The following is an 11,518-nucleotide window of genomic DNA, read 5'->3' on the forward strand; positions in this document are numbered from 1 at the left end:
TCAATAATCTACTGCGCGGCGCCCGCGGCGGGCGGCCCGCCGGCGTCGGGGGCTGCGCGCAGGCGCGCGACGACGACGCCGTTTACGGTGCCGAAGATCAGCGCGGCGGCGGCGAATACCGGGATGAGGCCGATCAGCGCCGCGCCCGGCAGGAGCCACCAGCCGGCGAGCGCGAGCTGTCCTCCGATGTGTCCGAAAGCCGCAAGTATCGAGAGGCTGACCGGTCCGAAATAGCGTGCGGGCAGATGGCGCGCGAGTCCGAGAACGAGCAGGCTGACCGTCGCCCCCGCCGCGGACAACCAGAAGCCGGGCGCGAACAGACTGCCCAGGAGCAGACTGCCGGCCAGCACGCGCATCGCCGAGACCCAGGCCGCAGTCCGCCAGCCGTATTGCAGCAGCACGAGCAGCACGACGATGTTGGCAAGGCCGGGCTTGATCCCGGGCACCGGACTCGGGATCGCCGCTTCGGCGAGCGTGATGCCGATCGCCACCGCCGCGAGCCGCGCGATCCTGCGGTCGTCGGCGGTGACGGGGAGCTCAATAACCGAGCGTGTCATAGGCCGGCTTGCGGCCGCGGATCTCCACGCTGACCTGGTTCGGCAGGCATAGCGCCGCCTGGCCCGAGAGCGAGAGCCAGCCTTGCTTGACGCAGAGCTGGCGCGGCGACGGATCGGCGAGCACACGCGCGCGCCCCGGCTCGATCTGGATGCGCGTGATGCCGAGCGGCCCGGCGACGGCGAAGATTTGCCCGCGGGTGAGCGGGGCGGTCTGTACGATCTGGCCAGCCGCGCGAATGACGGCGGTGTCGCCACGATCGCCGTTCCACGCGTAAAAGGCGAGGGCCGCCACGAGCACGCCGCCGGCGGCGACGACCGCGAAATCGCCGGCGCGTAAGAGCATCAGGACAGCTCCCGGTGGCGCACCAGCACCTGCTCGCGCGCCTGGAACGCCGCAGCCAGCGTCTCGGCGAAGTAGACGCTGCGGTGGCGTCCTCCGGTGCAGCCGATCGCCACGGTCAGGTAGGCGCGGTGGTCGCGAATGAAGCAGGGCAGCCAGTTTTCGACGAAACCGCGGATGTCGGCGAGCAGCGCCATCGCGTCCGGGCTCGCTTCGAGGAATTCCCTCACCCCCGGGTCGCGCCCGGTGAATGGGCGCAGCTCCTCGACATAGTGCGGATTGGGCAGGCAGCGGACGTCGAACACGAGGTCGGCGTCGAGCGGGATGCCGTGCTTGAAGCCGAAGGATTCGAACAGCAGCGTGATGCGCGAGCGATCCGGTCCGACCAGATCCTTGATCCACAGCCGCAGTGCCGACGCGGAGAGGTCGCTCGTGTCGATGCGGTGCGCGAGCGGCGCGACGTCGGCGAGCGTCTCGCGTTCGAGCTGGATCGCTTCGGGCAGCGACACCGTGTCGCTGGACAGCGGGTGACGCCGGCGCGTCTCGGAAAAGCGTTTGACCAGCGACAGCGTCTTCGCTTCGAGGAAAATCACCCTGAGATCGGCGCCCTGCGCGCGCAGGTTCTCGGCGATCTGCGGCAATTGCGCAAAACTCGCGCCGCTGCGCGCGTCGATCGCGATCGCGACCCGCGCGTAGCCTTCCTGCTTCAGGTATTCGACCAGCGGCTGCAGCATCGCGAGCGGCAGGTTGTCGACGCAGTAGTAGCCGACGTCTTCGAGCACTGCAGTGGCGATGCTCTTGCCCGAGCCCGACAGTCCGGACACCAGAACGATCTGCATCAGTCTTCCCCGTTGATCGCCGCCTGCTGGCGCTTGATGAATTGCTCGACCGGGTTGATCCCACGCGTCTTGAGGATGTGGTTGCGCACCGCGACCTCGACCAGGACCGCGAGGTTGCGGCCTGCCGCGACCGGCACGCGGACCTTGGGAATCGCGACGCCGAGTATCGTCTGCGTCGACGCTACCATGTCGAGGCGGTTGAGCCCGACCTCGCCGATCTCCTCAGGATGCACGAGTTCGACGATGAGCCGCAGGTTCTGGTGCGGCTTGACCGCCATTTCGCCGAACAGGAAGCGGATGTTGAGGATGCCGAGGCCCCGCACCTCGAGGAAGTCGCGGATCAGTGGCGGGCAGCTGCCTTCGAGCGTTTCGGGCGCGACGTGCTTGAGTTCGACGACGTCATCGGCGACCAGGCGATGGCCGCGCGTGATCAGCTCGAGGGCGAGTTCGCTTTTGCCGACGCCGGCGTCGCCCTTGATCAGGATGCCCGTCCCGAGCACTTCGAGAAACACGCCGTGGACCGATACGGTCTCGGCGAGCTGCTGCCGCAGATAGTGGCCGAGCGTCGACATCAATACCGGGCTTGGCAGCGACGACGTGAAAAGCGGCGTCTGGGTGCGCTCGGCGCCCTCGAGCAGCACAGCGGGCACGCCCTCGCCGTTGGCAACGACGACGGCGGCGAGTTCGCTCGAGAACAGATGGGCGATGGCGTCGCGCAGCCCGATGTCGGTGAGGCTGCGCAGGTAGTTCATCTCGGCGTTGCCGAGCACCTGGATGCGGTTGGGGTGGACGAAGTTGAGGTGGCCGATCAGCGCGACGGTCGGCTCCGAGGAAAGGCTGCGTTCGCCGCCCTGCTGGGCCGCGGCCCATTGCAGGTCGACTTGTCCCGCCATGTCGCGGAACAGGGTCTCGACCGAAACGCGCGCGCCTTCCTCCATGCGCCGCTAACCGGACCAGGCCGCGACCAGTGCGATCAGATCCGAAGGCGAGGCGGCTTCGAACATGCGGGCACGCATGCCTTCGTCACCGAACAACTGCGCGAGTTCGCCGAGGATCTGCAGATGCGCTTCGTTCGCGTCCTTCGGGACGAGCAAAACGAAACACAGCGAGACCGGTTGGTTGTCGGGCGCGTCGAACTCGAGCGGCGTGCTCAGGCGGTAGAACGCGCCGGCCGCGTCCTGAAGCCCCTTGATGCGGCCGTGCGGAATCGCGATGCCGTAGCCGAGCGCCGTGGAGCCGAGCCGTTCACGCTCGAACAGGCTGCTGAATATGTCGGACGCCTTGAGCCCGTGCGTCTGCGCGAACAGTTCGGCCGCATGCTCGAACAGCTTTTTCTTGCTGCTGAACGAGACGTCCAGAAGCGTGGTGGCAGGAGTGAGAAGGGGGGCGATTAGGTTCATGCCTGTTGCGAGGCCCGGATGTAAGGCCCGCGATCGCGATTATACGCCCGGAGCAACCCCCGGGCGCGGCCATTCGGCCGGGCCGTCAGGCCGGGTTTTCGGTCGGCTGGTGCTTGAGGCCGCCAGCTTCCTGATGGACCTCGGACAGTTTTTCCTTGTGCTTGACGATCTGGCGATCGAGTTTGTCGGCGAGGAAATCGATCGCGGCGTACATGTTGCCGTCTTCGCCGCGGGCATGGAAATCATGTCCCTTGACGTGCAGCGTGGCCTCGACCTTGTGGACCAGTTTTTCGACCTGCATGATCACGGTGACGTTGATGACGTGGTCGAAGTGGCGCTTGACGCGGTCGAGCTTCTCGGAAACGTAGTTGCGGATGGCTGGGGTCACTTCCAGGTGATGGCCGGAAATCGTCAAATTCATAAAGCCTCCTAGTCTGCGGGTGAATACTGAAAGCCGGACCGATGCCGTTTTTCAGGAGCAAACCCTCGCTCGATTTCATTCTGAGACGAAAGCCGGAGACATTCAAGCGCCTCGCTCCATTGCCGCCGGGCGGCCTCGGAGGGGCGCGTGACGCCTCAGAGGGCGCGGCGCATGTTGGCCGGAGGGATCTGCAGCGACTCGCGGTATTTGGCTACCGTTCGGCGCGCGACGACGATGCCCTGCTGGCCGAGGACGTCGGCGAGCTGACCGTCGGACAACGGCTTCTTGCCGCTTTCGGCGGCGATCAACTGCTTGATCAGCGCGCGGATCGCGGTCGACGAGCACGCGCCGCCGTTGTCGGTCGCGACGTGGCTGCCGAAGAAGTACTTGAGTTCGTAGAGGCCGCGCGGGGTCATCATGAATTTCTGCGTCGTCACGCGCGAGATCGTCGATTCGTGCAGATCGACCGCGTCGGCGATCTCCCGCAGCACCAGCGGCCGCATCGCGACCTCGCCGTGCTCGAAGAAATGCTTCTGCCGATCGACGATCGCCTGAGAGACGCGCAGGATCGTGTCGAAGCGTTGCTGGACGTTCTTGATCAGCCAGCGCGCCTCCTGTAGCTGGCTCGCGAGCTGGCTGCCGCCCGATTCGCGATGTCGCGCCAGGATGTCGGCGTAGACGCGGTTGACCCGCAGCTTGGGCATCGCGTCGGCGTTCAGGCTCGCGATCCACATGCCCTTGACCTTGCGCACGTAGACGTCGGGGATGACGTAGTGCGTCTGTTCGGCGCTGAAGGCCGAGCCGGGCCGCGGATTGAGCGAGAGGATCAGCGCGCGCGCCGCGCGCAGCGTCGGATCGTCGATCCCGAGCATTTTTTTCAGCTTGCCGACGTCGCGCGCCGCCAGCAGCTCGAGATAGTGCGTGGTGAGCCGCATCGCTGCCGCGCGCACCGGCGTGTCGTCGGGAAGGGCGCGCAGTTGCAGCGTCAGGCATTCGGCCAGATTGCGCGCGCCGACGCCGGTCGGGTCCATGTTCTGCAGGTGCTTGAGCGCGGTTTCGACTTCCTCGTGCTCGAGGTCCTCGAGTTCGTCGCGCAGGCTCGCCGTGATGTCTTCGAGCGGCTGGGTGAGGAAACCGGCTTCGTCGAGATCGTCGATGAGTGCGGCGACGAGCACGCGGTCGCGCACGGTGAGCGGGCTCACGATCAGCTGGTTGAGCAGGTGTTCGCGCAGCGTCGCGCCCGCGACCGAACCTTGGGCGTAATCGCCGTCCTCGTCCTCGTCGGCACTGCCGGCGCTGTAGTCGTTCCAGTCGGAGTCGTCGAGCGTCGTCACGGGCTCCGCCTCGGCGCGCTCGAGTTGCGGCGTTTCGCTGCTTTGCGCTTCGGCTTCCGCGGTGTGCGCCGGTGCTTCGGTCGCGGCGTGGTTCGCCTCGTCGTCGTCCTCGCGTTCGAGCAGCGGATTGTCCTGCAGCATCTGCTCGAGTTCCTGGTTCAACTCGAGCGTCGACAGCTGCAGCAGCCGGATCGACTGCTGCAGCTGAGGCGTCAGCGTGAGATGCTGACCGAGCTTGAGCTGGAGGCTGTGTTTCATGGATTCTGACTACGGCAAAAATCGTGCCGACTTGAACGGAGTGTAGCGCGTTTCCCGTTTCGTCTCATCAGAGACGGAAATTTTCGCCGAGGTAGAACTTGCGTGCGTTCTCGTCCTGGATGATGTGCTCGGGCGTGCCGGCGGTCAGCACGCGGCCGTCGTTGATGATGTATGCGCGGTCGCAGATGCCGAGCGTCTCCCGCACGTTATGGTCGGTGATGAGGACGCCGATTTCGCGTTCGACCAGGAAATGGACCAGCTTCTGGATGTCGAGCACCGCGATCGGGTCGACACCGGCGAAGGGCTCGTCGAGCAGGACGAAACGCGGGTTGATCGCGAGCGCCCGTGCGATCTCGACGCGCCGGCGTTCGCCGCCCGACAGGCTGACCGCCGAGGCCTCGCGCAGGTGGGCGATGTGCAGGTCCTCGAGCAGGTTGTCGAGGTGCTCCTCGCGCTCCTCCTCGCTGTAGGGCTTGAGTTCGAGAATGGCGAGGATGTTTTCCTCGACCGTCATCTTGCGGAAGATCGACGGCTCCTGCGGGAGGTAGGAGAGGCCGAGGCGCGCGCGCTGGTGGATCGCCATGTGGGTGAGGTTGTGCGTGTCGAGGTGCACGGTGCCGCCGTCCGCGGCGACCAGGCCGACGACCATGTAGAAGCAGGTCGTCTTGCCGGCCCCGTTGGGGCCGAGCAGCCCGACGACCTCGCCGCTTTTGACGTCGAACGACACGTCGTGCACGACGGTGCGCTTGCCGTAGGTCTTGCGCAAGCCTTGAACCGATATCTGACTCATGGTTGCGCTGCCGGCTGCTCGCCGCGCGGTTTGGGGCGGATGACCGCGCGTACGCGCCCGCCCGGGCTACCGGCGCCGTTCTGGCCGACGACCTTGTAAAAACCGCTGTCGCTGTTGTACGAAATCCGCGCGCCGCGCAGCTCGTCCTCGCCTCGGCGCAGTCGTGCGTCGCCGATGAGGTCGAGTTCGCTCGTCGTGTTGTCGAATTCGATGCGCGCCGCGAAGCCCTCGATGAATTCGTCGCGCCCGTCGACCTTCTGCCGGAACGCGACGGGGCGCCCGGTCGCGCTGACCTTGTCGAGGCCCGCGGCGTTCTGCGTCAACTGCATGCGGTCGGCGCGCAGCGTCAGGGTGCCCTGGGTGAGAATCACATTGCCCTGGTAGACGCTGACTTTTTTGATGTCGTCGAGCGTCACTGTGTCCGCTTCGAGATTGATCGGCTTGTCGCGGTCGGCGGTCTCGGCATGCGCAGGCGCGGCCAGGAGCGCGAGCCAGAGCGCGGCGCACAGGGGGGTGATCGGGGTTCGCATGGCGCTAGTTTCTCCGGGGAAGGTAACGGGTGTGGACCCGTCCGCTCAGTTTGATCACGCGAAGCCGCGCGTCGTAGTGCATGGCGCCTGCGCGCACGGTCAGCAGGTCGTCGCGGATGTCGACGGGCCCCGGCGACCGCAGCTGGTCCTGCTCGGGAAACACGAGCAGCCGTGCGGTGCGCAGGGTCATGGCCGACTGCCCCGCGTGGGCGGCGCGGACGACGTTGACGTCGCCGCGCAGGTCGACCTCGTCGCCGGTCGGCGAGATCGTCGCTTCGCGCGCCGCGGCGCGGATTTCGCCGGCTTCGGGATCGATCTGCACGAAGCGCGGCAGCTCGAGCTCGGTGAGCCTGCTGCCGGTGTAGTGCTTGAGCCGTTTGGCCGAGAGGCGGTATTGCGGACGTCCGGTCGCGTCGGTGCGCAAGGCGTCGAAGTTTTCCATGATGCCCTCCGGATCGCTTTCAGCGGCGTGTTCGGGCGCAGGCGTGACCTGCACGGCGCGCTCGATCGCGAAGCTCAACGCGGCGAGCAACAGCAGAATCGCGAGCGGCAGCCACAGCGAACCCCGGGAAATCATTGCGTCGGACCGGCCGCCCGCAGCCCGCGGGCCTTCATTGCAGGTAGGGGGCGAGCGCCGCGTCGAGCGTGCCCTGGGCGCGCATCAGGAATTCGCAGGCTTCGCGGACCGCGCCGCGCCCGGCCTCGCGCCGCGTTGTGTAATGGCTGTGGGCCTTCACCAGTTCGGGGGCTGCGGGGACGGTGATCGCGAGACCGGCGCGGCGCATGACCGGCAGGTCGACCACGTCGTCGCCCATGTAGGCCGTGGCCTCGGGGTCGATGGCGAGTTCGCGGCAGAGCGCCTGGTAGACGACCAGCTTGTCGTGCGCGCCCTGATGAACGATGTCGATGCCGAGGTTGCGCGCGCGGTGCTCGACCACGCGCGACGTCCGCCCGGTGATGATTGCAAGCGCGACGCCGCTGCGCTGAAGCATCTTGAGGCCGTGGCCGTCGAGCGAGTTGAAGCCCTTGTATTCCTGTCCGTCGTCGGCGAGGAACAGCGTGCCGTCGGTCATGACGCCGTCGACGTCGAAGGCGATGAGGCGGATTTTTCGCGCCCGGGCGATCGCGTCGTCGGCCATCACACCACCCCCGCTTTCAGCAGGTCGTGCATGTTGAGGGCGCCGACCAGGCGATTGTCGGCGTCGACGACGAGCAGACCGTTGATTTTCAGCGTCTCCATTTTCTCCACTGCCGCGGCGGCGAGTTCGTCCGCGCGGATCGTCTTCGGGTTCGGTGTCATGAGGTCGGCGATTTTCGCGTGCTGGATGTCGAGAGCATGTTCGAGCGTCCGACGCAGGTCGCCGTCGGTGAAGAGCCCGACGACGCGGTCGTCGGCATCGACCACGGCGGTCATGCCCAGGCCCTTTTTGGTCATTTCGAACAGCGCGGCCTTGAGCGTCGCGTCGCGCCCGACTTTCGGCAGCGCGTCGCCGCCGTGCATGACGTCGGCGACATGAACGAGCAGCCGCCGCCCGAGGCTGCCGCCCGGGTGGGTGCGCGCGAAATCGTCGGCCGAAAAACCGCGTGCGTCGAGCAGGGCGACCGCGAGCGCGTCTCCGAGCGCGAGTGCCGCCGTCGTGCTCGCGGTCGGCGCGAGGTTGAGCGGACACGCCTCCTTGTCGACCTTGGCGTTGAGGTGGGCATCGGCCTCGCGCGCGAGCGTCGACGCCGGGTTGCCGGTCATCGCGACGAGCTTCGCGCCGCGTCGCTTGATGAGCGGCACGATGCAGACGATCTCGCTGCTTTCGCCGGAATTGGACAGCGCGAGTACGACGTCGTCGTGCGCGATCATGCCGAGGTCGCCGTGGCTCGCTTCCCCGGGATGCATGAAAAATGCCGGCGTTCCGGTCGACGCGAGGGTGGCGGCGATCTTGCTACCGACGTGCCCCGATTTGCCCATCCCGGAGACGACGACCCGCCCGGTGCAGGCGAGGATCAGGCGAACGGCGTCGGCAAATCCGTGATCGAGACGTGTCGAAACGGTATGCAGCGCGTCGGCTTCGATCTCGAGGACCTGACGCGCGAGCGCGAGTGAATGTTCGGCGGAGAGGGATTGGACTTGCATGGGCGGCAAGTATACTAAACGCCGCGTTTACGCCGCCCATTTCCTTGCGTCCGGCCGAGCGTATCGCGCCCCCCCGAATAACACTCAGCCATCGACGACCGCATGCCCTTCACGAGGACGCCGACTTCAGCACCCACCCGCGCCACCGACACTTCGCATGCACTCCGGTAGCAGCCTTCAGCTCGTCCTGATCCTGCTCGCGGTGGCGGTGCTGGTGGCGGCCGCGGCGCGTGCGCTGCGCCTGCCGACCATGCTCGCCTATCTCGTCACCGGGATCGCGATCGGCCCGTTCGCGCTCGGCTGGATTCCGGACAGCGACGAGGCGCGTTATCTGGCCGAATTCGGCGTCGTGTTCCTGATGTTTTCGATCGGCCTCGAATTCAGCCTGCCGCGTCTGATGACAATGCGCATGACCGTGTTCGGCTTCGGCGGCGCACAGGTCGTGCTGACCATTGTCCTCAGCGCCGCGGTCGCCTGGATGCTCGGATTGCCCCCGCTCGCCGCGCTCGCCGTCGGCGGCATCATGTCGATGTCGTCGACCGCGATCGTCTCGAAAATGCTGACCGAACGGCTCGAGGTGCAGACCTCGCACGGACGCCAGATCTTCGGGGCGCTGCTGTTTCAGGATCTCGCAGTGGTGCCGCTGCTGATCCTGATCCCGGCTTTTGCCAAGGAATCGGACGCGATGGCCGCGACCCTCGGTCTGGCCTTGCTCAAGGCGACGGTCGTCCTCGGCTTCCTACTGTTCGTCGGTCAGCGCGTCATGCGGCCGTGGTTCCAGTGGGTCGCGGGGCACAAGTCGCCCGAGCTTTTCACCCTCAATTTGCTGCTTTTCACGCTCGGCCTCGCCTTCCTGACCGAGAGCGCCGGCCTGTCGCTGGCGCTCGGGGCCTTCCTCGCTGGCATGCTGGTGTCCGAGACCGAATACCGCTACCAAGTCGAGGACGACATCAAGCCTTTCCGGGACGTGCTCCTGGGCCTGTTCTTCGTCACGATCGGCATGCGTCTCGACCCCACGCAGGTGATGCTCGACTGGGCCGACGTGCTCATGATCGTCGCGGCGATCGTCATCGGCAAGGGCGTGCTCGTCGCGGGTCTCGCAATGGCCTTCGGCAGTGGCCGGCCGACCGCGTGGCGCACCGCTCTTGGGCTCGCGCAGGCGGGCGAATTCGGCTTCGTTCTGCTCGCGCAGGCGGCCGACCTCAGGCTGCTCGGCGTCGAGGTCGCCCAGCCGCTGCTCGCCGCGATGGTGCTGTCGATGCTGATCGCTCCGCTGCTGATCCACCGGATGGACACCCTCACGCGGCTTCTTGCCGGCAGCGAGTGGTCCGGGCGCGCCAAGGAAGTGCACGACATTTCGATCAAGAGCTTCGGCAAGACCCGCCACGTGATCGTCTGCGGCTACGGGCGCAGCGGCCAGAATCTGGCGCGCCTGCTCGAGGCCGAAGGCATCACCTTTATCGCACTCGACGCCGACCCCGAGCGCATCCGCGCGGTCGCAGCGTCAGGCGTTTCGGCCGTCTACGGCGATGCGAGCCGGCGTGAAGTGCTGGTCGCCGCGGGCTTGAGCCGGGCGCAGGCCGTCGTTGTCACCTATTCCGACGTGCATTCGAGCATGGCCATCCTGCGTCATGTGCGCGAGCTGCGACCGGAGGTCCCGGTCATCGTGCGCACGATCGACGACACCCATATCGACGCCTTGAAGGCGGCCGGCGCGGCCGAAGTCGTGTCGGAAGTGATGGAAGGCTCGCTGATGCTCGCCTCGCACGCGCTGATGCTGCTCGGCGTGCCGCTCGCCCAGGTGCTGAGGCGGGTGCGTGACGTCCGCGACACGCGTTACGCGCTGATGCGCGGGTTTTTCCGTGGCGCGAGCGACGTCGACCACGAACTCGACCAGCAGAGCCAGCCGCGCCTGAACACCGTGCTGATCACCCAGGGCTCGGCCGCGGCGGGGCACACGCTCGCGGAACTGGCCTTGGACGAATTGGCGGTCGAGGTGGTCGCGATCCGCCGTCAGGGCATCAAGGGCGTCGACCCGCAGCCCGAGGCCGAAATCCGCGTGGGCGACGTGCTGGTGTTACGGGGCGGCGCCGGGGGGCTGGCGGCGGCGGAGTTCAGGTTATTGCAGGGCTGAAGCGTTCTCCGAGCGCTAGTCCGGTCGGGACGCCCTCAGCGACGGACCGAAAAGAAACGCGGGACTTATACGCCCATGCAAACGGTGTACGTGGTGGAATCGGCCACACTGGTCGTTGCAGTGGCCGCCCCCGCCGTGCTGGCCACCGTGCCGACCATTAGGGAGCCTGTCGCCGTATTGCCGTCATCGAGTTGGGCATCGAGTTGTTTGGCATGTCTTCCCAGGATGGAGCCGGAACAGATGAAATAAGTGCCGGTCATCCCTGTGAAGGGAGCGGTGCTCTGGACGCCAATGATCCCACCGGCGGCATTCCGTGGCTGATAATCGGTAGCGGCTAGACTAGTTGTTCCAGGCGCTAGCCCGGCCAGACGTACGTGCTGCCAGAACAAAAAGGTTTCTTTGGGTGTGGTTTCGTTCGCGCTGTCCCAGCTGCCTTCGATGACACCATCACCATCGCCCGCCCCGGGAGTCACGGCCGTCGTCCCCACATGGGCGACAGCCGCACTGTCATCACCTGGAAGCGCCTTGAACCGGTCCTGATAGCCGTAGATGAATACCGGAACGTTACGAAAATCAGAGGCGAGGTTTTTCACCCGTGCGCTATTGATAAGTTCCTGCCCCTTCAAAATTCCACCGAGCAGCAGGCCGATAATGACCAGCACGATCGCGATTTCGATCAGCGTGAAGCCAGCTTGGCGGCGGGCGAATTGGCGGGGGCGCATGGTGAATCTCCGGTCTGGAATCGCGTGCCGGAGGGCGTGCAAAATTTATGCCTCGTCGGCGACACCCT

14 protein-coding genes are annotated in these 11,518 nt (G+C 66.3%); 1 reads left to right on the forward strand and 13 read right to left on the reverse strand.

What is annotated here, in order from left to right; genetic code table 11:
- Positions 1-8 precede the first annotated feature (8 nt).
- The 12 genes from TBD_RS02665 to TBD_RS02720 all read right to left on the reverse strand — a co-directional run bounded on the left by TBD_RS02665 (position 9) and on the right by TBD_RS02720 (position 8,594).
- Positions 9-557, reverse strand: coding sequence for a Gx transporter family protein (locus tag TBD_RS02665; RefSeq protein ID WP_011311039.1), 549 nt, complete (start codon positions 555-557; stop codon positions 9-11).
- Complete coding sequence (locus tag TBD_RS02670; RefSeq protein ID WP_011311040.1) at positions 538-900, reverse strand: NusG domain II-containing protein; 363 nt, start codon at positions 898-900, stop codon at positions 538-540. The genes TBD_RS02665 and TBD_RS02670 overlap by 20 nt, the downstream gene beginning before the upstream one ends.
- Positions 900-1,736 carry an RNase adapter RapZ gene (gene rapZ / locus TBD_RS02675; protein ID WP_011311041.1) on the reverse strand — a complete coding sequence of 279 codons (837 nt, stop codon included), beginning with the start codon at positions 1,734-1,736 and terminating at the stop codon, positions 900-902. Before rapZ ends, TBD_RS02670 begins: the two co-directional genes overlap by 1 nt.
- On the reverse strand, positions 1,736-2,674 hold the full coding sequence (hprK, locus tag TBD_RS02680) for an HPr(Ser) kinase/phosphatase (RefSeq protein ID WP_011311042.1): 939 nt from the start codon (positions 2,672-2,674) through the stop codon (positions 1,736-1,738). The genes rapZ and hprK overlap by 1 nt, the downstream gene beginning before the upstream one ends.
- A 6-nt stretch (positions 2,675-2,680) precedes the next feature.
- Positions 2,681-3,136: a PTS sugar transporter subunit IIA gene (locus tag TBD_RS02685; protein WP_011311043.1), complete on the reverse strand. Its 456-nt coding sequence runs from the start codon at positions 3,134-3,136 to the stop codon at positions 2,681-2,683.
- An 85-nt stretch (positions 3,137-3,221) separates the two neighbouring features.
- Positions 3,222-3,557, reverse strand: coding sequence for a ribosome hibernation-promoting factor, HPF/YfiA family (gene hpf / locus TBD_RS02690; protein WP_011311044.1), 336 nt, complete (start codon positions 3,555-3,557; stop codon positions 3,222-3,224).
- A 155-nt stretch (positions 3,558-3,712) separates the two neighbouring features.
- Complete coding sequence (locus tag TBD_RS02695; protein WP_011311045.1) at positions 3,713-5,149, reverse strand: RNA polymerase factor sigma-54; 1,437 nt, start codon at positions 5,147-5,149, stop codon at positions 3,713-3,715.
- 67 nt (positions 5,150-5,216) lie between these two features.
- A complete protein-coding gene (gene lptB, locus TBD_RS02700; protein ID WP_011311046.1) occupies positions 5,217-5,939 on the reverse strand; it encodes an LPS export ABC transporter ATP-binding protein in 723 nt (240 codons plus the stop codon).
- Positions 5,936-6,469, reverse strand: a complete 534-nt coding sequence (gene lptA, locus TBD_RS02705; RefSeq protein WP_011311047.1) for a lipopolysaccharide transport periplasmic protein LptA — start codon at positions 6,467-6,469, stop codon at positions 5,936-5,938. Before lptA ends, lptB begins: the two co-directional genes overlap by 4 nt.
- Positions 6,470-6,473: 4 nt before the next feature.
- A complete protein-coding gene (gene lptC / locus TBD_RS02710; RefSeq protein ID WP_011311048.1) occupies positions 6,474-7,046 on the reverse strand; it encodes an LPS export ABC transporter periplasmic protein LptC in 573 nt (190 codons plus the stop codon).
- Positions 7,047-7,080: 34 nt separating this feature from the next.
- Complete coding sequence (locus tag TBD_RS02715) at positions 7,081-7,608, reverse strand: KdsC family phosphatase (protein WP_011311049.1); 528 nt, start codon at positions 7,606-7,608, stop codon at positions 7,081-7,083.
- Positions 7,608-8,594: a KpsF/GutQ family sugar-phosphate isomerase gene (locus tag TBD_RS02720; protein ID WP_011311050.1), complete on the reverse strand. Its 987-nt coding sequence runs from the start codon at positions 8,592-8,594 to the stop codon at positions 7,608-7,610. Before TBD_RS02720 ends, TBD_RS02715 begins: the two co-directional genes overlap by 1 nt.
- Positions 8,595-8,751: 157 nt before the next feature.
- On the opposite strand from TBD_RS02720, the gene TBD_RS02725 reads away from it, so the two are divergent.
- A complete protein-coding gene (locus TBD_RS02725; RefSeq protein ID WP_011311051.1) occupies positions 8,752-10,728 on the forward strand; it encodes a monovalent cation:proton antiporter family protein in 1,977 nt (658 codons plus the stop codon).
- Between the two features lie 65 nt (positions 10,729-10,793).
- Here the strand turns inward: TBD_RS02725 and TBD_RS02730 are convergent, their stop codons facing one another.
- Positions 10,794-11,450 (reverse strand): prepilin-type N-terminal cleavage/methylation domain-containing protein, encoded by a 657-nt coding sequence (locus TBD_RS02730; protein WP_011311052.1) that lies wholly within the window; start codon positions 11,448-11,450, stop codon positions 10,794-10,796.
- Positions 11,451-11,518 lie beyond the last annotated feature (68 nt).

It is taken from the genome of Thiobacillus denitrificans ATCC 25259, assembly GCF_000012745.1.
In the GTDB taxonomy this organism is placed as follows: domain Bacteria; phylum Pseudomonadota; class Gammaproteobacteria; order Burkholderiales; family Thiobacillaceae; genus Thiobacillus; species Thiobacillus denitrificans_B.